This is a genomic window from Streptomyces sp. NPDC005866 (assembly GCF_040629895.1).
GTDB lineage: Bacteria > Actinomycetota > Actinomycetes > Streptomycetales > Streptomycetaceae > Streptomyces.
This window is the reverse complement of record NZ_JBEXWP010000015.1, coordinates 60,100-84,697: the sequence shown is the minus strand read 5'-3', so window position 1 is coordinate 84,697 and position 24,598 is coordinate 60,100. Positions and strand designations below refer to the sequence as shown.

Annotated in this window: 23 protein-coding genes and 2 pseudogenes; 20 read left to right on the top strand and 5 right to left on the bottom strand. The window is 70.8% G+C overall.

Annotated elements, in window-relative coordinates; translation table 11 throughout:
* Positions 1–161: 161 nt before the first annotated feature.
* The 16 genes from ABZ396_RS22740 (at position 162) to ABZ396_RS22665 (ending at position 17,536) form a co-directional block, all read left to right on the top strand.
* On the top strand, positions 162–1,016 hold the full coding sequence (locus tag ABZ396_RS22740) for a bifunctional methylenetetrahydrofolate dehydrogenase/methenyltetrahydrofolate cyclohydrolase (protein ID WP_358923024.1): 855 nt from the start codon (positions 162–164) through the stop codon (positions 1,014–1,016).
* Positions 1,006–1,434, top strand: coding sequence for a DUF3017 domain-containing protein (locus tag ABZ396_RS22735; protein ID WP_358923022.1), 429 nt, complete (start codon positions 1,006–1,008; stop codon positions 1,432–1,434). The genes ABZ396_RS22740 and ABZ396_RS22735 overlap by 11 nt, the downstream gene beginning before the upstream one ends.
* Positions 1,435–2,134: 700 nt before the next feature.
* Complete coding sequence (locus ABZ396_RS22730) at positions 2,135–3,187, top strand: DUF2690 domain-containing protein (RefSeq protein WP_358923021.1); 1,053 nt, start codon at positions 2,135–2,137, stop codon at positions 3,185–3,187.
* A 309-nt stretch (positions 3,188–3,496) separates the two neighbouring features.
* Complete coding sequence (locus ABZ396_RS22725; RefSeq protein ID WP_358923019.1) at positions 3,497–4,486, top strand: malate dehydrogenase; 990 nt, start codon at positions 3,497–3,499, stop codon at positions 4,484–4,486.
* A 337-nt stretch (positions 4,487–4,823) separates the two neighbouring features.
* Entirely contained in the window at positions 4,824–5,327 is a 504-nt protein-coding gene (locus ABZ396_RS22720; RefSeq protein WP_358923017.1) for a DUF664 domain-containing protein, read from the top strand.
* Positions 5,328–5,505: 178 nt separating this feature from the next.
* Positions 5,506–7,266: a hypothetical protein gene (locus tag ABZ396_RS22715; protein ID WP_358923016.1), complete on the top strand. Its 1,761-nt coding sequence runs from the start codon at positions 5,506–5,508 to the stop codon at positions 7,264–7,266.
* A complete protein-coding gene (locus tag ABZ396_RS22710) occupies positions 7,256–7,606 on the top strand; it encodes a hypothetical protein (RefSeq protein ID WP_358923014.1) in 351 nt (116 codons plus the stop codon). The genes ABZ396_RS22715 and ABZ396_RS22710 overlap by 11 nt, the downstream gene beginning before the upstream one ends.
* Positions 7,607–7,669: 63 nt before the next feature.
* Entirely contained in the window at positions 7,670–7,963 is a 294-nt protein-coding gene (locus tag ABZ396_RS22705) for a hypothetical protein (RefSeq protein ID WP_358923012.1), read from the top strand.
* A 445-nt stretch (positions 7,964–8,408) separates the two neighbouring features.
* Positions 8,409–9,065 carry a hypothetical protein gene (locus tag ABZ396_RS22700; protein WP_359185610.1) on the top strand — a complete coding sequence of 219 codons (657 nt, stop codon included), beginning with the start codon at positions 8,409–8,411 and terminating at the stop codon, positions 9,063–9,065.
* 178 nt (positions 9,066–9,243) lie between these two features.
* Positions 9,244–9,423 (top strand): hypothetical protein, encoded by a 180-nt coding sequence (locus tag ABZ396_RS22695; RefSeq protein ID WP_358915904.1) that lies wholly within the window; start codon positions 9,244–9,246, stop codon positions 9,421–9,423.
* Between the two features lie 23 nt (positions 9,424–9,446).
* Entirely contained in the window at positions 9,447–10,184 is a 738-nt protein-coding gene (locus ABZ396_RS22690) for a DUF2637 domain-containing protein (RefSeq protein WP_358915902.1), read from the top strand.
* A gap of 164 nt (positions 10,185–10,348) precedes the next feature.
* Complete coding sequence (locus tag ABZ396_RS22685; RefSeq protein WP_358915900.1) at positions 10,349–11,860, top strand: aldehyde dehydrogenase family protein; 1,512 nt, start codon at positions 10,349–10,351, stop codon at positions 11,858–11,860.
* 66 nt (positions 11,861–11,926) lie between these two features.
* Entirely contained in the window at positions 11,927–13,453 is a 1,527-nt protein-coding gene (locus ABZ396_RS22680) for a GMC oxidoreductase (protein ID WP_358915898.1), read from the top strand.
* Positions 13,450–14,646, top strand: a complete 1,197-nt coding sequence (locus ABZ396_RS22675) for a glycine betaine/L-proline ABC transporter ATP-binding protein (RefSeq protein ID WP_358915896.1) — start codon at positions 13,450–13,452, stop codon at positions 14,644–14,646. Before ABZ396_RS22680 ends, ABZ396_RS22675 begins: the two co-directional genes overlap by 4 nt.
* Positions 14,646–16,583: an ABC transporter permease subunit gene (locus ABZ396_RS22670; protein ID WP_358915894.1), complete on the top strand. Its 1,938-nt coding sequence runs from the start codon at positions 14,646–14,648 to the stop codon at positions 16,581–16,583. Before ABZ396_RS22675 ends, ABZ396_RS22670 begins: the two co-directional genes overlap by 1 nt.
* A gap of 2 nt (positions 16,584–16,585) precedes the next feature.
* Complete coding sequence (locus ABZ396_RS22665) at positions 16,586–17,536, top strand: ABC transporter substrate-binding protein (RefSeq protein WP_358915892.1); 951 nt, start codon at positions 16,586–16,588, stop codon at positions 17,534–17,536.
* A 39-nt stretch (positions 17,537–17,575) separates the two neighbouring features.
* Here the strand turns inward: ABZ396_RS22665 and ABZ396_RS22660 are convergent.
* Together ABZ396_RS22660 and ABZ396_RS22655 are read right to left on the bottom strand one after the other, a co-directional pair.
* Positions 17,576–17,962, bottom strand: a pseudogene (locus ABZ396_RS22660) (isocitrate lyase/phosphoenolpyruvate mutase family protein); the annotation flags it as partial.
* Positions 17,922–18,422: a carboxymuconolactone decarboxylase family protein gene (locus tag ABZ396_RS22655; RefSeq protein ID WP_358915890.1), complete on the bottom strand. Its 501-nt coding sequence runs from the start codon at positions 18,420–18,422 to the stop codon at positions 17,922–17,924. The gene ABZ396_RS22655 and the pseudogene ABZ396_RS22660, both read right to left, overlap by 41 nt.
* Before the next feature lie 98 nt (positions 18,423–18,520).
* Here ABZ396_RS22655 and ABZ396_RS22650 point away from each other — a divergent pair, with 98 nt between their 5' ends.
* Complete coding sequence (locus ABZ396_RS22650) at positions 18,521–18,730, top strand: hypothetical protein (RefSeq protein ID WP_358915888.1); 210 nt, start codon at positions 18,521–18,523, stop codon at positions 18,728–18,730.
* 135 nt (positions 18,731–18,865) lie between these two features.
* Positions 18,866–20,212, top strand: coding sequence for a beta-1,3-glucanase family protein (locus ABZ396_RS22645; protein WP_358915886.1), 1,347 nt, complete (start codon positions 18,866–18,868; stop codon positions 20,210–20,212).
* 9 nt (positions 20,213–20,221) lie between these two features.
* Here ABZ396_RS22645 and ABZ396_RS22640 read toward each other — a convergent pair.
* Positions 20,222–20,350: pseudogene (locus tag ABZ396_RS22640) on the bottom strand (IS5/IS1182 family transposase); the annotation flags it as partial.
* A gap of 327 nt (positions 20,351–20,677) precedes the next feature.
* The gene (locus ABZ396_RS22635) at positions 20,678–21,541 is read right to left on the bottom strand and encodes a hypothetical protein (protein ID WP_358915926.1); all 864 of its coding nucleotides are present in this window, start codon (positions 21,539–21,541) and stop codon (positions 20,678–20,680) included.
* A gap of 229 nt (positions 21,542–21,770) precedes the next feature.
* Between ABZ396_RS22635 and ABZ396_RS22630 the strand changes: the two genes are divergently transcribed.
* Both ABZ396_RS22630 and ABZ396_RS22625 read left to right on the top strand, forming a co-directional pair.
* A complete protein-coding gene (locus tag ABZ396_RS22630) occupies positions 21,771–22,115 on the top strand; it encodes a hypothetical protein (protein ID WP_358915884.1) in 345 nt (114 codons plus the stop codon).
* 7 nt (positions 22,116–22,122) lie between these two features.
* Positions 22,123–23,313, top strand: coding sequence for a glutathionylspermidine synthase family protein (locus ABZ396_RS22625; protein WP_358915882.1), 1,191 nt, complete (start codon positions 22,123–22,125; stop codon positions 23,311–23,313).
* 20 nt (positions 23,314–23,333) lie between these two features.
* On the opposite strand, the gene rocD is transcribed toward ABZ396_RS22625, so the two are convergent.
* A complete protein-coding gene (gene rocD / locus ABZ396_RS22620; protein ID WP_358915880.1) occupies positions 23,334–24,539 on the bottom strand; it encodes an ornithine--oxo-acid transaminase in 1,206 nt (401 codons plus the stop codon).
* Positions 24,540–24,598 lie beyond the last annotated feature (59 nt).

Below are 24,598 nucleotides of genomic sequence, written 5' to 3'. Positions count from 1 at the left end.
GTTTGCCCCCCAGCCGGACCGCGATACTGCGCCGCTCATCGTTTAGTAACCGGGAGTTGTTGTCCAGTCCGATTCGCGATGTGTTGTGCAAGTGCAACATCATCGATCATGACCGCACACCCGATTGGAACCGGGAGACCGGCATCCGCGAGGATGGAGCCATGACCGCCCAGATTCTCGATGGCAAGGCCACCGCAGCCGCGATCAAGTCCGAGCTGACCGCCCGCGTGGCGGCGCTGAAGGAGAAGGGCGTCACGCCCGGCCTCGGCACGATCCTGGTCGGGGACGACCCCGGCAGCCAGAAATACGTCGCCGGCAAGCACCGCGACTGCGCGCAGGTGGGCATCGCCTCCATCCAGCGCGAGCTGCCGGCCACCGCGACCCAGGAGGAGATCGAGGCAGTCGTCCGCGAACTCAACGACGACCCCGCCTGCACCGGCTACATCGTCCAGCTCCCGCTGCCCAAGGGCATCGACGAGAACCGCATCCTGGAGCTGATGGACCCGGACAAGGACGCGGACGGCCTGCACCCGATGAACCTCGGCCGGCTGGTCCTCGGCGAGCCCGCGCCGCTGCCCTGCACGCCCAACGGCGTGCTGACCCTGCTGCGCCGGTACGGCGTCGAGATCAAGGGCGCCGAGGTGGTGGTCGTCGGCCGTGGTGTGACCATCGGGCGCCCGATGCCGCTGCTGCTCACCCGGCGCAGCGAGAACGCGACGGTGACCCAGTGCCACACCGGCACGCGCGATCTGTCCTCCCACCTCAGGCGCGCCGACATCATCGTCGCCGCGGCCGGCTCCCCGCACCTGATCCGCCCCGAGGACGTCAAGCCGGGCGCGGCCGTCCTCGACATCGGTGTCTCCCGCAACGCCGAGGGCAAGATCGTCGGCGATGTGCATCCCGGGGTCGCGGAGGTCGCCGGCTGGCTCTCCCCGAACCCCGGCGGTGTCGGGCCGATGACCCGTGCGGAACTGCTCGTCAACGTGGTCGAGGCGGCAGAGCGCAGTGTCGGCTGACGGCGGTCACGGGCAGGACGCGGGGCGCCGGGCGACCCGTCGCTTCCCGCTGTTCACACGGGACACGGCACGCCCCGAGGGTGGCGGCCGGGCGGCGTCGGGAGATCTGCCGGCGCCGGCCCGGCAGTGGCCGATGCTGGTCGTGCTGGCGACCGTCGCAATGGGGTTGCTGCTGACCTCGCTGGATCAGTTCCGGGTGGGTGCGCTGCTGATCGGGGCCGCGCTGCTCGCCGGGGCGGCGATGCGGTGGATACTGCCGAGTGTGGGGATGCTGGCGGTGCGGTCCCGTTTCACGGACATCGCGACGTACGGGGTGCTGGGGCTGGCGATCGTGCTGCTGGCGTTGATGGCGCAGCCGAAGCCGTGGCTGGTGATCCCGTATCTGAAGGACACGCTGCACTTCACGATGAAGAGCTAGGGATTCCGTTCAGTTTCAGTTGCGGCTGCGGGTCGTGGGGGCTCGTCGCGCCCACGCGGCGGTGGCCGTGGCCGCACATCGATACAGCGCCGCGTACCAGACCGGCCGGTGACGCCGGGCGCCCGCCGAGCGGACCGGTGGGCCGTTCGGCAAGGCGGGCTGTCGGCGTGGCGGGTGTCCGAAAGGCGGCCCGTCCCCTTCCCCGAGAAGGACGGACCGCCGTCGGGTTTCGTACAGCAAGTCGTCCTGGCAGCGGTACCTCAACGCCGTGCCGCACGGCCTGCTGCTCTCCGCGGGCCTGCTGCTGCTCGTACTGCTCCTCGTGGCGGCCGTCGGTGCCGTGGTTCTCGGGTGAGCTGAGTGCCCTGTGACGTGCGAGGTAACAACCGGATGACCGGTGTGCCGATGTCTTGACAAGTTCGCGGATGTGTCACGAAGCCGACTCACAAGCGGGCTAACGTGTCCAATCGGGACGAGCCGAACGCCCGTTGGACCGCGCCGTGTTCGGCGTGCGACGGTGCGCGTCGGCGGGTCAGTGCTCCTGTGCGCCCCCTGCCCGGGGACTGAGTTGCGGGGTCGCGGCGGTTCGCTGGGTAGGCCAGAACGGGGACCGGCGCGGGGGGCACCACGCGCAAGGAGACGCGGGGGAAGACACGGCACCGAACCGGGGGAAAGAGGACCGGGGGAAGAGGGGGAAGCAATGCCTCGTTGGAAGGCCCTGCCGGATGAACTCGATCCGCAGGTCAGGGAGTTCGCGACCCAGTTGCGGCGGCTCGTGGACCGCAGCGGGCTGAGTGTCGCGGCACTGTCCGACCGCACCGGCTACAGCAGAACGTCCTGGGAGCGGTACCTGGGCGGGCGCCTGCTGGCACCCAAGGGCGCGATCGTCGCGCTCGCCGAGGTCACCGGCGCCAATCCCGTTCACCTCACGACCATGTGGGAGCTGGCCGAACGGGCCTGGAGCCGTTCGGAGATGCGCCATGACATGACGATGGAGGCGATCCGGATCTCCCAGGCGCGGGCCGCGCTGGGGGAGTTCGGGGCGCCGCCGGTCGCGTCCACGTCCACGACCACGGCCGGGGGCAAGGCGCCGCGCCGGGCGGGCAGCGCCGTCGCGACGCCGGGGATCGCGGGGCCGGCGGGCGTCTCGCCCGCCATCCCCTCCCAGCCGACGGCACCAGACGCGAACCGCCGGGAGGGGGCGGGGTCCCCCGGGCCGGCCGCCCCCGAGGGGCCGACGGCCTCCGGTGGCGGCCGGCGGCGGCTGACGATGTTCCTCGCGGGGGTCGTCGGCGTGGCCGTGGTCATCGCCGCCGTCTTCTTCCTCACCGGCAGCGACGGCGGCGGGAAGAAGCACCGGAGCGGTGCCACCTCGTCCGCCCCGTCCACCAGCGCCGGCACCAGCACCGATCTGCCGGCCGGCGTGAAGTGCGCCGACGCCGGCTGCACCGGCAAGGACGCGGAGGCCATGGGGTGCAGCGGCGACCTCGTGACCACCGCCAAGGCGGCCACGGTCGGCGCGACCACCCTGGAGGTCCGCTACAGCAGCACCTGCGGCGCCGCCTGGGGCCGTATCACCGGCGCCGCCCAGGGCGACTCGGTACGGGTCACGGCCGGCACCACCGCGCAGACCGGCGACATCACGGCCGCCGGCGACACGATCGCCTACACCCCGATGGTGGCGGTACGGGACGCGGCGGAGGCGAAGGCGTGCGCGACGCTGGCGTCGGGGCAGACGGGGTGCACGTCGTAGAAACCCGGCGTGTCCAGGAATGCCGCCGCATTTCCTGGGCACGCGAACCGTACCCCCACGGGAGTCCGGATACCGGTGCCCCCGGTGGCGGCCGCCCCGTCTCACCTCTCCCGGACGGGCGGCCGCCTCTTTCGTGCGTCGCTTGTAGGGTCACCTCTGTGGGGTGAGCCACACCCACCCCTCGACGTCCGGCATTCGGGTTGCGCGATAGCCTGACCGGTGGATCTCTTGATGCCGAGAGATCGATCATTTGTACGTCCGCACCCCAGGGCAAGGACGCCCACCGCCAGCTGTCATACGGAGAACGCCATGACCCGCACTCCCGTGAACGTCACCGTCACCGGCGCGGCCGGCCAGATCGGTTACGCCCTGCTCTTCCGCATCGCCTCCGGCCAGCTGCTCGGCGCGGACGTGCCGGTCCGGCTCCGCCTCCTGGAGATCACGCCCGCGCTGAAGGCCGCCGAGGGCACCGCCATGGAGCTCGACGACTGCGCCTTCCCCCTCCTCCAGGGCATCGACATCACCGACGACCCGAACGTCGCCTTCGACGGTGCCAATGTCGCCCTCCTCGTCGGCGCCCGCCCCCGGACCAAGGGCATGGAGCGCGGTGACCTGCTGGAGGCCAACGGCGGCATCTTCAAGCCGCAGGGCAAGGCCATCAACGACCACGCCGCGGACGACATCAAGGTCCTGGTCGTCGGCAACCCGGCCAACACCAACGCGCTCATCGCGCAGGCCGCGGCGCCGGACGTACCGGCCGAGCGTTTCACCGCGATGACCCGCCTCGACCACAACCGTGCGCTGACCCAGCTCGCGAAGAAGACGGGCTCCACGGTCGCCGACATCAAGCGCCTGACCATCTGGGGCAACCACTCCGCCACCCAGTACCCGGACATCTTCCACGCGACCGTCGCCGGCAAGAACGCCGCGGAGGTCGTGAACGACGAGAAGTGGCTGGCCGAGGAGTTCATCCCGACCGTCGCCAAGCGCGGCGCGGCCATCATCGAGGCCCGCGGCGCTTCCTCCGCGGCCTCCGCCGCCAACGCCGCGATCGACCACGTCCACACCTGGGTCAACGGCACCGCCGACGGCGACTGGACCTCCATGGGTATCCCGTCGGACGGCTCCTACGGTGTCCCGGAGGGCCTGATCTCCTCCTTCCCGGTCACCACCAAGGACGGCAAGTACGAGATCGTCCAGGGCCTGGAGATCAGCGAGTTCTCCCGCACCCGGATCGACGCGTCGGTCAAGGAGCTGGCGGAGGAGCGCGACGCGGTCCGCGCCCTCGGCCTCATCTGAGCCTCCCGCACCCACGGGCCCCACTCCGGTTTCGTCCGGAACGGGGCCCGTTCCCGTTTCCGCCGCTACCGTCGGAAGGGGTACGCGGTGGAGTGAATCGGGGGGTTCGCGATGACCGACCGGAACGGCGAGAGCGGGCCGGGGAAGGCCCTGGGAGCGGGGGAACAGGCCGCAGCGACTCGACCGGGCAGGAGCGACCTGAGAGGCCGGTGGGGAGCGAGTCGCCGGCCGCGCCATGACGCCGACCCGGCGCATGCCTGGGTCCGGCGCTGTGCACGGGAGTTGGTGGTCGGCGGCCCCGGGGCCCTTGTCAGTGGCGGGTCGTAGTCTTCGGGGCATGGCTGATGACACACGATCCACGGTGTGGTGGGAGCCACCCGTCGCGGGCCCCGAACTCGACACGCTGATCGGCTCGCTGGAGCGGCAGCGGCGTACGTTCGCCTGGAAGTCCGAGGGGCTCGACGCGGAGGCGCTCGGCAGACGGCTCGCGCCCTCCGCCCTCACCCTCGGTGCGCTGCTGAAGCACCTCGCCCTGGTGGAGGACGATCACTTCACCGTGCGGCTGGCCGGGGAGAAGCTCCCGGCGCCCTGGGACGCGGTGGACTGGGACGCGGAGCCGGACTGGGAGTGGAAGTCGGCCGTCGCGGACAGCCCCGAGGAGTTGTACGGGCTGTGGGAGGCGGCGGCCCGGTCCCGGGCCAACCTGCGGCGGGCGGCCGCCGAGGGCGACGCCGGTGTGCTGATCTCGTACACGTCCCGCAGCGGTGCGCGGCCCAGCCTGCGCCGGCTGCTGACCGACATGATCGAGGAGTACGCCCGGCACGTCGGGCGGCCGACCTGATCCGGGAGTCGATCGACGGGCGCGTGGGGGAGGACCCGCCGGCCGACTTCTGACCAGCGGTGTCTTCGGGCAATTCCGGTTCACCGGTCACGACCGTCCCCCTATGCTGATGGCCTGTCAACTCGGCGTCCGGCAAAGCACTTCCAGCAACGCACTTCACACGCATCGGGGGATCCGCGTGAGCACTGCTTATGTGCCGCAACAACCACAGCAGGGGCCGCCCGCCGGGGCGCCGCCCGCGCTGCCGCCCACACCGCCGTACGCCAGCGAGGCCACCCGCCTGCTGTGCGCGGGCGCCTATCTGGATTCCGCGTACCGGGACCGGGTCATCGAGCAACTCCACCTCAACGAACAGCGGATCGCGGCGCCCTCGCTCGGCTTCGACGCCGCCCGGGTCCTCGCCCACGCCCTGCGCGCCCGCCGCCAGGAACTGCTGTGGGCCACGGCGATCCTGGGCCTGTGGGTGGTGGGGCTGCCGCTCAGCGGCGGGCTGCTCGCGCTCTTCCTCGTGCCGGGCATCGCGCTCGCCGTCACACCCTGGATCAGGGGGCGCGCCGCCCGGCCGCCGCTGAACCGGGTGATCGCCGCCTTCCTGGTCCGCTGGTGGGGCCGGTCGTTCTACGCGGTCGCCCTGATCGCGACCCTCGTCGTCGCGTTCGGCGGCGGCTCGGACAACGGCCCGTCCTACGACTCGTACGGCTCCTACGACGGCTCCTTTGGCTACAGCTACTCCGACTCGACCAGCTTCGGCGATCTGCTCGCCCCGGGCGTCAGCGGCTTCCGCGGCCTGGCCGAGACCTGGCACGCCTGGCTCACACTCGCCGTGTTCGCAGGTATCGCCCTGTGCGCGCACGCCCAGCGCACCCAGTTCAGCCGGGCGCTGGCCGGCGAGCTGTCCCCGCAGCGCTTCCCGGACGCGGCGAGCGACCCCGCCGAGAGGGCGGAGAACCCCCGCTTCCAGCGGCTCAAGCAGCGCATCCGGATCGAACAGCACGCGCCGCTGATCATGTACAACGAGGCCGACCCGTTCTGCGGGGCGGGCGCCGCGTACAACACCTGGGTGCTCGCCGTCGAGCTCAGGCCCGACGAGCTGAAGAAGGAGCAGCAGCCGCTGAGCAACCGGGCGATCCTGGAGAAGATCCGCCCGCTGCTCGAACAGCTCCGCGTCCCCGCCGAGTACGCCGGACCCGGCATCCGCGACCGGCTGCGCCAGCTGGAGATCGACGAGTGCGTGTTCCTTCCCGCCGAGGGGCTGCTCACCCGGGACCAGGCGCCTTACACCCCGCAGGCCTTCGAGGAGCACCGGGCGCGGGCCGTCGAGGAGGGCGCCGAGAAGCGCCGGCACTTCCTGCGCATCCGCGTCGGCGGCTGGGAGGAGGAGGTGGTCGTCACGGTGTTCGTCCGCATCCACACCCAGGGCCGGATGCTGGTGCTGGAGGTCGCCCCGCACGTACTGACCCCCGTCCGTCCGGACTTCAAGGACGCCGACCGCACCGCCCACCGGTTCCGCAACAACAACTGGGCCGGCAAGGCTGCCGTCGCGATCGCCCTGGTCCCCGGCTCGGTGGGCCGCTCGCTGGGCCAGCTCGGCCGGGGCGGGGTGTACGTGTGGCGGCTGCTGACCGGCGGCCACGCGGGCGCCCTGCCCGAGGGGCCCGCGCTGTCCGTGCGCGAACTGGGCTCGGTGGACGTCGGCTCCCACTTCCAGGAGATGGACGTCGTACGGTACCTGCGCAGCATCCAGGACCGGGTGGCCAACGGCGTACGGGCCGCGCTCGCCGAAGCGGGCTACGAGACCGGCGAGTTCGTCCAGAAGACGATCAACAACAGCACCAACGTGAGCATCGACCGGGTCGAGGGCTCCACGCTCGCCTTCGGCAGCCACGCCACCGCCACGAGTCACGCGACGCAGAAGGGGTCCGACAGCAATGGCAAGTGACGAGCCGCAGGTCAACCTGGGGAACATCTCCGGGAGCACGTTCGCCATCGGTAGCCACGCGCACGCCGAGAGCCACCATCACGGTGCCTCCGACTCCCGGGCCGACGAGGAACTCCTCGCTGCTGTACGGGAGTTGCGCGCCGACCTGGAGCGGGTGCGGGGTACCGAGCGGACGGCGGCGCTGGGCACGGCGCTCGCCGAGACGGAGGACGAGATAGCCCGCACCGGCCAGGCGGGCCCCACCCGCCGGGAACGCCTGCGTGAACTCCTCACCGACTCCCAGATGCTGCTGAGCGTGCTGGCCTCGGCGGGCACGCTGGCCGGGCTGCTGGGGATGTGAGAGGGAGCCGATGAGCAACGGGGGCAACGGGGGAGCACGGCACTGGAACGAGGACGCGCAACGATGGGAGGACGGGGCCCAGCCCGCCACCACGACGTCCTTACCACCAGCCGCCCGTCCGCCGGCGGCCCCGCCGCCGGTGACTGCGCCGCCGATGGCGCGGCCACCGGCAACAGCGTCGGCTCCGGCTCCGCCGGGGGAGTGGTGGTCAGGGGCGGGCGCAGCTTCGCAGTGGTCGTCGGCCGGTGCTCCCGGCGGGCCACCCGCCGAATCGGCCCGGCCACCCGCCGAGCCAGCCTGGCCGTCCGCCGAGCAGCCAGCCCGGCCACCCGCCGAGCCGGCCTGGCCGTCCGCTGAGCAGCCGGCCTGGTCGTCCGCTGAGCAGCCGGCCTGGTCGTCCGCTGAGCAGCCGGCCTGGTCGTCCGCCGAGCCGGCCCGGCCGTCCGTCGAGCAGCCGGCCTGGCCGTCCGCCGAGCCGGCCCGGCCGTCCGTCGAGCAGCCGGCCTGGCCGCCCGCCGAACCAGCCCGGCCGTCCGCCGAGCCGGCCCGGCCGCCCGCCGAGCAGCCAGCCCGGCCACCCGCCGAGCCAGCCCGGCCGTCCGCTGAGCAGCCGGCCTGGTCGCCCGCCGAACCACCCTGGTCGCCCGCCGAACCAGCCCGGCCGTCCGCCGAGCAGCCGGCCTGGCCGTCCGTTGAGCAGTCGGCCTGGCCACCAGCCGAGTCGGCCCGGCCGCCCGTGTCCTCCCGGCCGCCCGGCCGCAGGCTCGTGTGGTCCGTTGTTGTCGGGGCCGCTGTCGTCGGTGTGGCGACCAGCCTGGTTCTGACCCTGGTGGTCGGTAAGAGCGACGGTGGCAGGCCCGCCAAGGCCGCCGCCTCCGACACCTCCCCGGCCCCCACCGCGCCGACCGGGGAGGTGCCGGAGTCACCTTCGGACACTGGTGATCAATCCCCGTCGGCCTCCGCACCCCCGGCCGGGTACGAGGTGCGCCACGACAGGGAGGGCTTCCGGATCGCCGTCCCCGAGGGTTGGTCGCGCTCCACCGTCGACTCCTCGTACGGCATCGCCGTCGTCAGCTACCGCAGCCCGGACCGCGAGCACCGGCTGCAGGTCTACCAGGTCGCCGAGGACTCCCCGGAGGCCTCCTTCGAGCTGTACCTCTCCGACCAGACCTCCAAGCCGGACGGCTTCCAGGAACTCGGTCTGACCAGCCTCGACGACGGCGTTTTCACCGGCTCCCGGCTGGAGTACCTGGCCGGCACGATCGGTGGTGAGCCGGACGTCGGTACCTGGCATGTTGTCGACGAGCGGTTCGTCGCACCGGACGGCAACATCTACGCCGTCGCCTCGTACGGCCCCGACTCCGACGGCCGCGACGACGAACTGGCCCATCTGACGACGGCGGTGGACTGGTTCTGCCCGCCGGACACCGTCTGCGACGCGGATCCCGCCGTGGACTGAGCGCCCGCTCCCGAGCCGCACACCTCTGCGTTCATTTAATTCCAGTATCCGCGGAATGTAATTGCCTGCCTATTCACGGTTTCTCCAAGTGTGTGGCGGCAGGTATTCTATAGGTTCTCTTTCGGGTGACTGAATTCCCCCGAACGCCACAAACCCCACCCTGTGTGAAGGTCGTTAGGTGACCGTGACGCGATTGGACTGGCTTACCACCCAAGATCACCCGACGACCGCGCTCCGCTGGCCCGGCAGTATGGATATCACTTCATGCTCGGACCTGCTGGATGATTTCCTGAAGACAATCAATACGCTGGAAATGGAATATCGGCGGACGATGGCCGATCTGTACGGAGCGTCCTGAAGCAGGGTGCGGAGGTTTTATCGATGGACGGGATTCAGCGCGATGCGGGTCTCTATGACCATCCCGGTCTTCACGACCATCCCGGTCTTCATGACCATCCGGGTCTCTACGAGCATCCCGGACTCTATGACCATCCCGGTCTCTACGACCATGCCTGGGGCGTCCCGGAACCGGACGTCACGCGGAACGACTGGGACCCGGTCGAGGAACTGGCCCAGATGCTGTCCGCACCGGCCGGTGTGAGTGCGGCGCCCACCCTGCTGGACGTACCGGCCCAGCGCGGGACCGGCCGTCGGCGGCTCCGCCACGAGTCGCATCTGCTCGACGGTGGCCGGAGCGTCACGTACGTCACGCTCCTGATCGCGGCCGTCACGCTGTGCGCGGTGTGCATGCTGGCCTGGTCCCTCTGCTACTCCTACGGGCAGCTGCGCGTAATCGCCTCGTCGATGCTGCCCGCGGGGCTGGCGCTGTACTGGCCGCTGACGGTGTACGGCCCATGGTTCGTGGCGGCGCTCTCCGTCGTGCGGGCCACCGCTCAACGCCGGAGTGCGCGCCGGTCCTGGTGTGTGGTGCTGGCCGCCTCCGCCATGGCCGTGGTGCTGTGTGTCAGCCACTCGTCGCAGGCGCTGCTGTCGTTAGTGATTTTCGGGATTCCGCCGGTGACTGCCCTCGTGTGCTTCTGGGAACTCGTCGGTCAGATCTCGACCAGGAGCGGGCCCCGGCATGCCACGCGCACCGAACCGTCGGGTTCCGTGCCATGAAGAGGCTTTTTTGCCCGGTTTTGTCCGACTGTTCAGTGACGCGGCACACTTTCGGCCATCGATTGCGCATGCAATTCGAGACCGAGGGCATGCGCTGACGGTCTCCGAGTGTGACTCCTCTGTCACACCGGGGCACTGAACAGGAACGGAAGGCAATACCGATCATGGCGGACCGAACGGCACAAGCGACCATCCATGCCGGAGGCGAGTGGCTGGAAGCCGTCTCCGGCGCGACGCGCGAGATCATCGACCCCGCGGACGGCCTGCCCTTCGCCGTGGTCGCCGAGGGCGACGAGAAGGACGCGGAGACGGCGGTGGCCGCCGCCCGGCGCGCCTTCGACACCGCGGCCTGGCCCCGCACCCCCGTCGCCGAGCGCGCCGCCCTGCTCCGCCGGGTCGCCGACCTGCTCGTACGCGACCGCGAAAAGCTCGGCCTCCTCGAGAGCCGGGACGCCGGCAAGACCGTCGAGGAGGGCCGTGTCGACATCGACTGCGTCGCCGCCGCCTTCCGCTACTTCGCCGACCTGGTGGCGGCTGAGGGCGCGGGCCGGGTGGTCGACGCGGGCTCGCCCGACATCCACAGCGTCGTCGTGCACGAGCCCGTCGGCGTCTGCGCCCTGATCACCCCCTGGAACTACCCGCTGCTCCAGGCGAGCTGGAAGGTCGCCCCGGCGCTGGCGGCGGGCAACACCTTCGTGATCAAGCCGAGCGAGATCACCCCGCTGACGGCCATCGCGCTGATCGAGTTGCTTGAGGAGGCCGGGCTGCCCGCCGGGACCGCCAACCTCGTCACCGGCCCCGGGCACAGCGTGGGCGCCCGCCTCGCCGAGCACCCCGACGTCGACCTGGTCTCCTTCACCGGCGGACTGGTCAGCGGAGTCAAGGTCGCGCAGGCGGCGGCCGTGTCGGTCAAGAAGGTCGCCCTCGAACTCGGCGGCAAGAACCCCAACGTCGTCTTCGCCGACGCCTGCGCGACCGAGGGGGGCTTCGACACCGCCGTCGACCAGGCCCTCAACGCGGCCTTCATCCACAGCGGCCAGGTCTGCTCGGCCGGCGCCCGGCTGATCATCGAGGAGCCGGTCCGGGAGCGGTTCGTCGCCGAACTCGCCCGCCGGGCCGCGCGGATCCGGCTGGGCCGGGGCACGGCGGACGGCGTCGAGTGCGGTCCGCTCGTCTCCGAGCAGCAGCGTGCCAAGACCGAGGCGTTTGTGGCCTCGGCGCTGGCCGAGGGCGCGGTGCTGCGCTCGGGCGGCAAGCGCCCCGATCCGTCCGCCGACCGCCCCGCCGGCGGCTACTTCTACGAGCCGACGGTCCTCGACCAGTGCCACCGGGAGATGAGGGTCGTACGCGAGGAGGTCTTCGGGCCGGTCCTCACCGTCGAGACCTTCCGCACCGAGGACGAGGCGGTCGCCCTCGCCAACGACACCGAGTACGGCCTGGCCGGTGCCGTCTGGACCGCCGACGCCGGACGCGCCCGGCGGGTCGCGGGGCGACTGCGGCACGGCACCGTCTGGATCAACGACTTCCACCCCTACCTCCCGCAGGCGGAGTGGGGCGGGTTCGGCAAGAGCGGCACCGGCCGTGAGCTGGGCCCCGCCGGGCTCGCCGAGTACCGCGAGTCCAAGCACGTCTACCAGAACCTCGCACCGCGGCCGGTGCGCTGGTTCGCCGGCTGAGCCCACCCGACCGCCGTACGCGAGAAGCCGCGTCAGTCTTCCGGAAGCCCTTTGGAGCACCTCCCCATGCCCCACACCTACGACTACGACTACGTCGTGATCGGTGGCGGAACCGCTGGTTCCGTCATAGCCTCCCGCCTCACCGAGAACCCCGATGTCACGGTCGCCGTGATCGAGGGCGGCCCCAGCGACGTCGGCCGCGACGACGTCCTCACCCTGCGCCGCTGGATGGGCCTGCTCGGCGGCGAGCTGGACTACGACTACCCGACCACCGAGCAGCCGCGCGGCAACTCCCACATCCGGCACAGCCGCGCCCGCGTCCTCGGTGGCTGTTCGTCCCACAACACGCTCATCGCCTTCAAGCCGCTGCCCTCCGACTGGGACGAGTGGGAGGAGGCCGGTGCCAAGGGCTGGGGCGCGGTTCCGATGGAGGCGTACTACGCCCGCCTCCTCAACAACATCGTCCCGGTCGACGAGAAGGACCGGAACGCCATCGCCCGCGACTTCGTCGACGCGGCGCAGGAGGCGCTGGGCGTCCCGCGCGTGGAGGGCTTCAACCGCAAGCCGTTCACGGAGGGCGTCGGCTTCTTCGACCTCGCCTACCACCCCGAGGACAACAAGCGGTCCAGCGCCTCGGTGGCCTACCTGCACCCGGTGATGGACGAGCGGCCGAACCTGACGATCCTGCTGGAGACCTGGGCGTACCGGCTGGAGCTGAACGGCAGCCGCGCCGAGGGCGTCCATGTCCGCACCAAGGACGGCGAGGACCTGCTGATACGGGCCCGCAACGAGGTCGTGCTGTGTGCGGGCGCCGTCGACTCCCCGCGTCTGCTGCTCCACTCGGGCATAGGCCCGGCCCGGGATCTCGAAGCGCTCGGCATCCCGGTCGCGCTCGACCTCCCGGGCGTCGGCGAGAACCTCCTCGACCACCCCGAGTCGGTGATCGTCTGGGAGACGAACGGCCCGATCCCCGAGAACTCCGCGATGGACTCCGACGCGGGCCTGTTCGTGCGCCGCGATCCCGGACACGCGGGCCCGGACCTGATGTTCCACTTCTACCAGATCCCGTTCACGGACAACCCGGAGCGACTGGGCTACCGGCGGCCGGAGTTCGGCGTGTCGATGACCCCGAACATCCCCAAGCCGAAGAGCCGCGGCCGCCTCTACCTGACCAGCGCCGACCCCTCCGTGAAGCCCGCGCTGGACTTCCGCTACTTCACCGACGAGGACGACTACGACGGCCGCACCCTCGTCGACGGCATCCGCGTCGCCCGCGAGATCGCGAAGACCGAGCCGCTGGCCGGCTGGCTGAAGCGCGAGGTGTGCCCCGGGCCGGAGATCCTGGGCGACGCCGAGCTCAGCGAGTACGCCCGCAAGGCCGCGCACACGGTGTACCACCCGGCGGGCACCTGCCGGATGGGTTCGACGGACGACCAGCAGGCCGTGGTGGATCCGGAGTTGAGGATCCGTGGCCTGGACGGCATCCGTATCGCCGACGCGTCCGTCTTCCCGACCATGCCGGCGGTGAACCCGATGATCGGAGTGCTGATGGTCGGCGAGAGGGCCGTGGACCTGCTGAAGGGCGGTGCGTGATGAGTAGTAAGACCCCTGGTACGACGCCTGTGACGACCCGTGGCACGACGCCTGTAGCGACTCCTGCCGCGACGCCTGTCACGACCCCCGTCTTCTCCGTCGACGGCCTCTGGAAGGTCTTCGGCCCCAAGGCCGAACGCGTCCCCGCGGACCCCGACCTGACCGGCCTCGCGCCCGCCGACCTGCGCTCCCGCACCGGCTGTACAGCCGCCGTCCGTGACGTCTCCTTCGACGTGCGCAAGGGCGAGGTCTTCGTGGTGATGGGCCTGTCCGGCTCCGGGAAGTCGACCCTGGTCCGCTGCCTGACCCGGCTCATCGAGCCGACGGCCGGCACCATCGCCATCGACGGCGAGGACGTCCGTGCGATGGACAAGGGCCGACTGCGTGAACTGCGCCGCCACCGTGCGGCGATGGTCTTCCAGCACTTCGGGCTCCTGCCGCACCGGTCCGTCCTCGACAACGTCGCGTACGGGCTGGAGATCCAGGGCGTCGGCAGGTCCGAGCGGCGCGGCCGGGCCGCCGAGGTCGTCGCCAAGGTCGGCCTGGAGGGCATGGAACAGCGTCGCCCCGGCCAGCTGTCCGGCGGCCAGCGTCAGCGGGTCGGCCTGGCCCGGGCGCTCGCCGTCGACCCCGAGGTCCTCCTCTTCGACGAGCCGTTCAGCGCGCTCGACCCGCTGATCAGGCGGGACATGCAGGAGGAGCTGGTCCGTCTGCACCGCGAGGAGGGCCGCACGATGGTCTTCATCACGCACGACCTGAACGAGGCGCTCAAGCTCGGTGACCGCATCGCGCTGATGCGGGACGGGCGGGTGGTGCAGCTGGGCACGCCGGAGGAGATCGTGGGATCCCCCGCCGACGACTACGTCCGTGAGTTCGTGCGGGATGTGCCGCGCGAGCAGGTGATGACGGTCGGCTCCGCGATGCGGGCGGTCGAGGCGGGGGAGACCGAGACCGGGCCTGTGGTCAGTCCGGGGGCGACGGTCGCCGAGGCGATCGACGTGGTCGCGGGGGCCGGCGTCCCGGCGCGGGTTGTGGAGGGGCAGCGTTGCGTCGGGGTCGTGGACGCCGACGCGTTGCTCGGCGTCGTGGCGAAGGCGGATGCGGGCAGTCGTTCGGCCGCGCGCGGTAGTGGGCCCCGTGAGCGCGGGCAAGTGAACCCCCCGGCCGCCCGCACCAGTCCGGAGGGCGTCTGATGGCGACGATCACTGTCCCGACCCCTCGTCGGATACCGCTCCCCGCCAGCCGGGCCGTACGCAAGCTTCTGGTGCTGGCCGTGGCCGCCGCGATCCTCGTCCCTCTCGCCAACTCCCACTGGACCGCCGCCGCCTGGCCCCACAACCTCACCGTCGACCTCTCCTCACCCCTCACCTCCGCCAGCAACTGGGTCATCGACAACCGCGACACCCACCCCGTCTTCCTCTACTTCTTCGGCTACATCAGCAACGCCGTCGTCCTCACCGTCCACGCCGTCTACCTCACCCTCCTCGCCGCGGGCTGGCCCGGCGTCACCGTGCTCGCCGCCGCCGTCGCCCACCGCGTGGCCGGCCTCCGGCTCGCCGCCGGTACGGCCGCCGCCTTCCTCGCCTGCGGTGCCCTCGGCATGTGGGTGGCGACGATGCAGACCCTCGCGCTGATGGTCGTGGCCGTCCTCGCGTCCGTCGCCGTCGGTCTCGTCCTCGGCCTCGGTGCCGGCCTGTCCGACCGGCTGCACCGCGCCCTGCGCCCGGTGCTGGACACCATGCAGGTGCTCCCCGCCTTCGCATACCTCCTCCCCGTCGTCCTGGTCTTCGGCATCGGCGTCCCCGCGGCCGTCCTCGCCACCGTCGTCTACGCCGCCCCGCCCATGGCCAGGCTCACCGCCCTCGGCCTGCGCGGCGCCGACCCGGAAGTCCTGGAGGCCGTGGAGTCACTGGGCGCCACCCGCAGGCAGCGGCTGCTGACCGCCCGTATCCCGCTCGCCCGCAAGGAACTCCTCCTCGGCCTCAACCAGACGATCATGATGGCGTTGTCGATGGCGGTCATCGCTTCCGTCATCGGCGCCGGCGGCCTCGGTGACCGCGTCTACCAGGCCCTCGCCTCGGTCGACGTCGGCGCGGCTCTCGCGGCCGGCATCCCGATCGTCCTGCTGGCGGTCGTACTGGACCGCATCACGGCAGCGGCAGGCGACCGGACCGACGACGCACAAACCCGCCCCCGCGCCTGGGCCTACGCCCTCGCCGCCACCGTGGCCGTCGCCGTCGCCGCCCGGCTCCTCGGCGGCCTCGACTGGCCCGCCGCCTGGACCCTGAACTTCGCCGAACCGGTCAACCGCGCCGTCGACTGGATGACCGCCCATCTGTATTCGGGCGTCCCCGTCGTGGGCGGTACCGCCGACTGGGCGGCCCACTTCACCACCTGGATCCTGGACCCCGTCCGGTCGGGCCTGCAGTGGCTGCCCTGGTGGTCGGTGCTGCTCGTCGTCGCCGCCCTGTCCTGGCTGATCGGCACCTGGCGCACCGCGCTCACCGCCGTCCTCGCGATGGCCGCGATCGGTGTGCTGGGGGTGTGGGAGCCGTCGCTGGACACGCTGTCCCAGGTCCTCGCGGCCGTGGCCGTCACCCTCGTCCTCGGTTTCGCGGCCGGTATCGCCGCCGCCCGCAGCGACCGCGTCGAACGTGCCCTGCGCCCCGTCCTGGACGTGTTCCAGACCATGCCGCAGTTCGTGTACCTGATCCCGGTCGTCGCCCTGTTCGGCGTCGGCCGCGCCCCGGCTGTGGCGGCCGCCGTCGTCTACGCGCTTCCCGCCGTCGTACGGATCACCGCGCAGGGTCTGCGCCAGGTGGACCCGGCCGCCCTGGAGTCCGCGCGGTCGCTCGGCGCGACCGGCCGTCAGCAGCTGTTGCAGGTCCAACTGCCGCTCGCCCGGCGCGCGTTGCTGCTCGCCGTCAACCAGGGTGTGGTGCTGGTCCTCGCCGTCGTCATCATCGGCGGTCTGGTCGGCGGTGGCGCTCTCGGCTACGACGTCGCCTTCGGTCTCGCCCAGGGCGATCTGGCGACCGGACTGGTGGCCGGTGCCGCCATCGTCTGCCTGGGCCTGATGCTCGACCGGGTCACCCAGCCCACGGAGCGCCCTACCAGGAAGGGAGCGTGACCATGCGCCGTACCACTGTGATCGCCGCCTCCTGCGTGCTGGTCCTCGCGACCGGCTGCGGTGCCGCCGACATGACCAAGCAGGCCTCGCCCTTCGCCAACGCGCGGGGGTCAAAGACCGTGACCCTGTCCGTGCAGTCCTGGGTCGGCGCGCAGTCCAACGTCGCCGTCGCCCAGTACATCCTGGAGCACGAACTCGGCTACCGCGTCGACACCGTCCAGGTCGACGAGGTGCCCGCCTGGGACGCGCTCAGTCAGGGACGCGTCGACGCGCTCCTGGAGGACTGGGGGCACCCGGACCAGGAGAAGCGGTACGTCGAGGACAAGAAGACCATCGGCCGTGCCGGGGACCTCGGGGTCACCGGGCACATCGGGTGGTACCTGCCGACCTACCTGGTCAAGCAGCACCCCGACATCACGAACTGGAAGAACCTCAACAAGTACGCCTCCCTCTTCCGCACCGCGGAGAGCGGCGGCAAGGGGCAGCTCCTCGACGGCTCACCGTCGTACGTCACCAACGACAAGGCGCTGGTGAACAACCTGAAGCTGGACTACCAGGTCGTGTTCGCCGGTTCCGAGGCCGCGCAGATCACCCAGATGAAGCAGTTCGCCAAGGAGAAGAAGCCCTTCCTGACCTACTGGTACTCGCCGCAGTGGCTGTTCAAGAAGGTGCCGATGACCGAGGTGAAGCTCCCGGCGTACCAGGAGGGCTGCGACGCCGACGCGGCCAAGGTCGCCTGCGCCTATCCGCACACCCCGCTGCAGAAGTACCTCAACGCGGACTTCGCGAAGAGCGGCGGCAAGGCGGCGGCCTTCCTGAAGAAGTTCAAGTGGACGACCGAGGACCAGGACCAGGTCTCGCTGATGATCGCCGACCAGAAGCTGAGCCCTCAGGAGGCCGCGAAGAAGTGGGTGGAGAGCCACCCCTCCGTGTGGAAGGAGTGGCTGTCATGACGGCCTCTCCTCGCGCAGGGCGCCCGCACCGTCCAGGCCCGCGCACATGTTCAGCGGGCCCTGGACGCCGGAGCGCAGGAGGGGGAGCACGGCGGCCGGGGCCTCGATCGGGTACACGCAGTCGGCACCGGCCGCGACGTACAACGCGGCCCGCTCGACGAGGCGCCAGCCCCGTAGCCGTCCTCCACGTCGGCCGACACCGGTACGTCCGCGGCCCGGGCGATCCGCGCGACGGCCGCGGACATCCCGTCCGCCGGGGTCTCGCCGTCGCCTACCCGGGCCTCGCCGAGACCCCATCGCTGGGCGTCTCCGGCGCCGGGGAACCCCCGCCACCACGGCCCGGGCGCTCGCCGCGTCCCACGGGCCCGGAAGACACCGGCCTTGCTCACGCGTGCTGCCCCGGCCGGTAGTGCCCCGGCACCACACGGCAGGTCACCCCGAACCGGTTCCACGCGTTGATCACCGTGATCGCGGCGATCAGCTGCGCCAGCTCCGCCTCCTCGAAGTGCTCGGCGACCCGCTCGAAGACGTCGTCCGGCACGAACCCGTCCGTCAGGACCGTCACCGCCTCCGTCAGCGCCAGCGCCGCCAGTTCCTTCACGGTGTAGAAGTGCCCGGACTCCTCCCAGGCGCTGAGCTGGACGATCCGCTCGACGCTCTCGCCCTGCGCGAGCGCGTCCTTGCTGTGCATGTCCACGCAGAGCGCACAGCGGTTGATCTGCGAGGCCCGGATGTTCACCAGCTCCAGGAGCTTCGGTTCGAGGCCTTTCCGGGCGGCGGAGTCCAACCGGACCATCGCCTTGTAGACGTCGGGCACCAGCTCCGACCAGGGCAGACGGGCGGAGTGTTCGGGTGCGTACGACCGACGGGCAGCGTTGGTAGGCATGGCTCAACCTGGACAGCGCTGCGGCGCTCCTCGCCGAGGAACCCGAGGACCTGGACGACATCAGCCTGTGGGTGGGAACACCCGAGTTCAGTGAGTCCGTGAGGCGCAGGCGTGCGGAACTCGAAGCGGAAGTTCCCGCCGACGCTGAAGGCGCCCTCGTCTGGGCTGCTGCGGCCGGGATCCCTGTCACAGCACAGCAGCCCCAGATCGAGGAACTGCTGCGCTCGCGGGAGACCTTTGTGGAGGACCTCGTCAGCGCCTTGCTGGACGCGTTGGGCTTTCCCAACGCCACCCAGCCGCCGTCATGACCATAAGAAACGACGTCTTAGCCTCTTAAGTACAGACCATTGACTCGCGCGCGGGTGCTTGCGAGCATCACTCGCCAGCAGGCATTTGTCTTTGCGGTCTCCGTCACGGCCCCCACCCGTAAGAGGAGTACGACCGTGTTAAACATCGTCATACCGCACAGTGCGCGGCGTCGCCCCCAGACCATCCTCGCCGTCCTCTTGGCGTTGATCGCCGCTTTGGCCATCAACGCCGTCTCGCCTTCGCCGGCCCGAGCAGATGGAACGCTGCTCTCCCAGGGCAGGCCCGTCACCGCCTCCTCCACAGAGAACGCGTCCTTCCCTGCTTCCCAGGCGGTGGACGGCAATGAACAGACCCGCTGGTCCAGCGCGTTCAGCGACCCTCAGTGGATCCAAGTAGACCTCGGATCCGAGCAGCCCATCACGCAGGTCACCCTGAAATGGGAGGCCGCGTATGCCAAGGCCTTCACCATCCAGACAGCCACGAGCCCGAGCGGCCCGTGGACAACCGTCTACTCGACCACCACAGGCACGGGCGGTGTACAGAACCTGAACGTGACTGCCTCCGGCCGGTATGTGCGGATGTACGGCAGCCAACGCGCCACCCCGTACGGCTATTCGCTCTACGAGTTCCAGGTCTACGGCGGCTCCGGGACCACGCCGCCGGACAACTTCTGGGGGACGACCGATGACATCCCGGCCTCATCGGCCGTCATGAAAGTGAAGGTCCTCAACCGGACCAACGGCGCCTACCCGGACAGCCAGGTCTACTGGAGCTACAACGGTCAGGTCCACTCGATCGCCGAACAGCCCTACCTCGACATCGTCGCAGGGCCCGCCCAGCGCATGTACTTCTACGTCGGCGCCCCGAACAGCCAGTACTACGATTTCATCGAATTCACCACCGGTAGCGCCGACTTCAACGGCAACACGACCCGCGTGGACGCCTGGGGACTGCCTTTGGCCATCCGACTGCACTCGCACAGCGGTCAGGACGTCCAACTGGGCGACTCCCAGGACCTGTTCACCATGAGCCGCGAGCAGGTCTTCCAGAGCTTCCAGAATTCCGTGCCGCAGCAGTTCAAAGTACTGGCTCAGACTCAGGCGCCGTACCGCATCATCGCCCCGGGCAGCGACCCGAGCTTCCGCGCAGGCGGCGCCAACGCCAACTACTTCAACGCGTACGCGAATTCCGTCGGCGTCAACGAGTCCACCTCGAACATCTTCGGATGTGCCGGTTCCCTCGCGGCGAATGCCGGCCTGTGCGCGGCACTGAACCGGCACACTGCAGACCTGCCGGCTGCCCAGCAGCAGGACCCGGCCCGGTTCTACGCCGGCGACCCGGCCAACTGGTACGCCAAGTACTGGCACGACCACGCCATCAACCACCTCGCCTACGGCTTCCCCTACGACGACGTGGCCGGCCAGGCCGCCTACACCTCGATGCAGAACCCGCAATGGATGGAGGTCGCAGTCGGCTACTAGGGTCCGTCTTCAAACGGATCTTGCCCAGAGCAGGAACGACGCGAGTGTGACCGCCGCTTCGTAGGAGGTGGCGGTCTTGTCCTACCGGGTGGCGATGCCGCGGAAGCCCTTGAGCTGGTTGAAACAGCGCTCGACGACTATCCCGTTGATGACCCGCCGGTCCTCCACCCGCTGCCGGCCCGTGGCCGCGCGAGGTATCAGCGGAGCGAGTAACTCCCCCTCCCGATCGGTGAGTTCATGACGACGTATTACTCCACCATGATCCAGCACCCGATGATATTTGAAGATGGACCCTACGCCTCCGGCAGTGGCCGCATAGCCTCGCCGTCGAGCAATTCCCCCCCCCGCCACGGCCGGCGCCCGGCGTGGTGGCCGGCCTGTGCGGAATCGACGAACAGCGCTGGAACGAGGCCGTCGGGATCGTCGTCGCCGCCCCGGATGCCAGGTCGCGCATCTGGGCCGGGATCAGGGACGCGGTGGACCGACCGGCTCCGACGCCCCGGTGTCCGCATCCTGCGCCCCGGGCGCCTCACCGAACCGGGCCAGCGCCAGCGCCCCCGCCACGGCCACCGTGAAACCGAGCACCGCGAGCCAGGTCAGCCCCTCGCGGGTGCGGTCCCCGAGCCACACCACCCCGACCGCCGCCGGGCCGATCGTCTCGCCGATGACCATGCCCGCCGTCGCCGTGGTCACCGAGCCGCGCTGCAGCGCCGAGGTCAGCAGCAGAAATGCGCCACCGCCCCCGATGAGCAGCGCGTAGGCCGCGGGGTTGGTGAACAGCCCGCTCGGCCACAGGGTGTCGATCAGCCGCACCGACACCTCCACCACCCCGAACCCGAAGCCCGCGCCGAGGCCCAGCAGCAGCGCCCGCCAGCGCCCCGACAGCCGCCCGCCGACGAGCCCGAGCAGCAGCACGCCGACCGCGGTCGCCAGCATCGCGTACTTCAGCCCGTCGGAACCGGCCCGGGCCCCCTCCGGGCCCGACGCCAGCCCCAGCATCGCGAGCCCCGCGCACACCACCCCCACGGCACCCCACTCCACCCCGCTCAGCCGCACCCGCAGCAGCCGGGCCGCGACCACCGCGGTCACCGCGAGGCTCGACGCCAGCGCCGCGCCCACCGCGTAGATGGGGATCGACCGCAGTGCCAGGATCTGGAACACGAACCCCAGCCCGTCCAGCCCCAGACCGGCGATGTACCGCCACTGCCGCACGGCCCGCAACAGCAGCGCGGCCTCGCCGCCCGCACCCTCACCGGCCGCCCGCGCGGCCACCGCCTGCAGAACCGTCGCGGTACCGAAGCAGATCGCGGCGGCGAGAGCGCACAGCATTCCAAAGAGCACAAAGGGACTGTAGGGGAAGTCGCATCCATGGAGCTCCACGGCCCCCGGCGGCGGAGCACATGCCCCGACGTGCCTGTGCGTTCCTCCAGCCGTGTCCGCACCGCCGTAACTCTGCCGCGGTCGGCGCCGCATGCGCTCGTCTAAGCTGTCGCCGGACATCCGGCCGATGATCACCTGGGGACCGTCGGCCGACCGCAGGCAACGGGGAGACACGAACATGGCTGACGCGCGCCGGCAACTCCGCTCGGGCACGGTGATCCTCGGCGGGATGGGCCTGCTGGCCGCCGCCCTCACCGCCTGCTCCTCCGACCCCGACAAGCGCTGCGTCGACCGCAACAGCTACACCGCCGCCAAGGGCTACCAGGTCGTCTCCGACAAGAACTGCACCTCCACCAAGGGCGCCGTCAACGGCGCCTACTACTACGGCGGCAAGAGGAACGGCGGCTGGGTCGGCGGCGGCTCGTTCACCAAGCCGGGCAAGGGCTCGGGCAGTTCGTCGAGCGGCGGACACAGCGTCCACCGCGGCGGCTTCGGCAGCGGCCACGGCAGCTCCGGCGGCTGACCGCACGATGGAACGCCGTACCACCGGACCCCGCCCTGGCTGGCAGCGGACCGTCGAGGAACAGGGCCTGATCTACCCCCTCACCCGCCATCCCGACGGCGTGCTGCGCCCGTACTGGGACGAGAGCGCGTACTACGTCTTCACCCTGGAGGAGGTGGAGGCGCTGGAGGAGGTCGTCGAGGAACTGCACGCCATGTGCCTGGCGGCGGCCGGCCACATCGTGGCGAAGGATCGTTTCGCCGAGCTGGGCATCAGTGACCCGCGCATACGCGCCGCCGTCGCCGAGGCCTGGCAGCGCCGCTCCGAACTCCCCTCCCTCTACGGCCGCTTCGACCTCCGCTATGACGGCAGGGGCCCGGCGAAACTCCTGGAGTACAACGCCGACACCCCCACCTCCCTGGTGGAGGCGGCCTCGGCCCAGTGGTTCTGGATGGAGGACCGCTTCCCGGGCGCCGACCAGTGGAACAGCCTCCACGAACGCCTCATCGCCGCCTGGCGGAAGCAGGCCCACCTGCTCCCGTCCGGCACCCCCCTCCACTTCGCCCACTCCTCCGCCGACGAACTCGGCGAGGACCTGATGACGGTCGCCTACCTGAAGGAGACCGCCGAGCAGGCGGGCCTGGACACCGACTGGATCTCCATGGAGGAGATCGGCTGGGACACCCTCTCGGGCCGCTTCGTCGACAACCGACTCCGGTTCATCCGCAGCTGCTTCAAGCTCTATCCCTGGGAGTGGCTCACGACCGACGCCTTCGCCGCCCACGTCCTCGACACCCTGGACAACGGCGGCGGCACGGGCACCACGATGTGGATCGAGCCGGCCTGGAAGATGCTGCTGAGCAACAAGGCGCTGCTGGCCATCCTCTGGGAGCTGTATCCGGGGCACCCGAACCTGCTTCCGGCCTACCTGGACGGCCCGAGAGACCTGGCAGCGGGCAAGGGCTACGTGAGCAAGCCGCTGCTGGGGAGGGAGGGTGCGGGGGTGGTCGTGCACGAGCCCGGCCATGACCCGGTCGTACGCGAAGAGCCGTGCTGCTACCAGCAGTTGGCGCCCCTGCCTTCGTTCGACGGCAACCATGTGGTGCTGGGCGCCTGGGTGGTGGGCGAGGAAGCGGCGGGCCTGGGAATCAGGGAGTCGCAGGGCCTGGTGACGGACGACTACGCCCGCTTCCTGCCCCATGTGATCCTGCCTGCCTAGGGGCGCGGGCGGCGCCCCCCTCAGGCACCCAGGACCTCCCACAACCGCTCAAGCCCCCACTCCAGGTCCTCCTGCTCGACCACCAGCGGCGGAGCGATCCGCACGGTCGCCCCATGTGTGTCCTGCGCCAGCACCCCCCGCTCCATCAACCGCTCCGACACCATCCGCCCCGACCCCACCCCGGGGTCGATGTCCATCCCCGCCCAGAGCCCCCGCCCGCGCACGGCCGTCACCCGCCCGCTTCCGGTGAACTCCGCCAGCCGCCGGTGCAGCACCTCACCCAACTCGGCCGCCCGCTCCTGGAACTCCCCGGTCCGCAGCATCGCGATGACCTCGAGGGCCACCGCACAGGCCAGCGGATTCCCCCCGAAGGTGGACCCGTGCTCGCCGGGCCGGAAAACCCCCAGCACCTCGGCCGGCGCCACCACCGCCGACACCGGCAGCACCCCGCCCCCGAGCGCCTTCCCGAGAACGTACACATCCGGTACGACCCCCTCGTGCTCGCACGCGAAGGTCCGCCCGGTCCGCCCGAGCCCGGACTGGATCTCGTCCGCGATGAACAGCGCATTCCTCTCGCGGGTCAGCTCCCGCACCCCCGCCAGATAGCCCTCCGGCGGCACGATCACCCCGGACTCGCCCTGGATCGGCTCCAGCAGCACGGCGACCGTGTTCTCGGTCAACGCGCCCCGCATGGCGGTCAGGTCGCCGTACGGCACGATCTCGAAGCCGGGCGTGTACGGCCCGAAGTCCGCCCGTGCCTCCGGATCGGTCGAGAAGCTGATCACCGTCGTCGTACGGCCGTGGAAGTTGCCGCCGGCGACCACCACCTTCGCCATCTCCGCCGGCACCCCCTTCACCCGGTACCCCCACTTCCGGGCGGTCTTCACGGCGGTCTCCACCGCCTCCACCCCCGTGTTCATCGGCAGCACCATCTCCATCCCGCACAGCTCGGCCAGCTCCCTGCAGAACGCGGCGAACCGGTCGTGGTGGAAGGCCCGGGACGTCAGCGTCACCCGCTCCAGCTGCGCCTTCGCCGCCGCGACCAGCCGGGGGTGACCGTGCCCGAAGTTCAGCGCCGAGTAGCCGGCCAGGAAGTCCAGATACCGGCGCCCCTCGACGTCCGTCATCCAGGCCCCGTCGGCCGTGGCGATCACCACCGGCAGCGGGTCGTAGTTGTGCGCGCTGTGCATGTCGGCGGCGGCGATGAGGGCTTCCGTAGTGGTCACGGCGACTCCAGAGAACGCGGCGAGGTGTCCCCCTTACTACCCTCTGGTCCTGCCCGACT